This window comes from Lichenibacterium minor, assembly GCF_004137685.1.
Taxonomy (GTDB): Bacteria; Pseudomonadota; Alphaproteobacteria; order Rhizobiales; family Beijerinckiaceae; genus Lichenihabitans; species Lichenihabitans minor.
The window spans coordinates 1-516 of the sequence record NZ_QYBB01000196.1; the positions used below are offsets into that span (position 1 = coordinate 1).

1 pseudogene is annotated in these 516 nt (G+C 69.0%); it reads left to right on the forward strand.

What is annotated here, in order from left to right:
* Positions 1–77: 77 nt before the first annotated feature.
* A pseudogene (locus tag D3273_RS28010) lies at positions 78–350 on the forward strand (ATP-binding protein); the annotation flags it as partial.
* Positions 351–516: the final 166 nt, after the last annotated feature.

Below are 516 nucleotides of genomic sequence, written 5' to 3' on the forward strand. Positions count from 1 at the left end.
CCACATCGCAGCCTGAGACCCGTCAGGAGCCGCGGTGAGCACCAGACCAAACTCCACCACCTTGACGGACGTGATCGGGGCCGCCGGGCGTCGGCAAGAGCCACCTCGCCATCGCGCTCGGGCGTGAAGCGATCCGGCATGGCTACTCGGTGCTGTTCACCTCCGCGACCGCCCTGGTGACGACGCTGGTGAAGGGACATTCGGAGGGGAAGCTGGAGCAGCGGCTGTCACAGCTGAGCAAGCCGAGGCTGCTGATCCTCGACGAATTCGGCTACCTGCCGTTCGAGCCCGCCGCGGCGCACCTGCTGTTCCAGCTCATCAGCTGTCGCTACGAGCGCGGCGTAAGCATCCGGCCAGCACCGCAGGTCAGGGCTGCCGCGTGATGTCGGCCTCTAGAAGGTCGTGGGTGCCCCGTCAGGCCGCCTGAGCCAGGGCTGCGCCGGGTCGGCTGGCCTTCCAGTTCCAGGGCAGCAGCTCGTCGAGGCGCTTCGCGGGGTGGTCCGGCAGGCGGGCGAG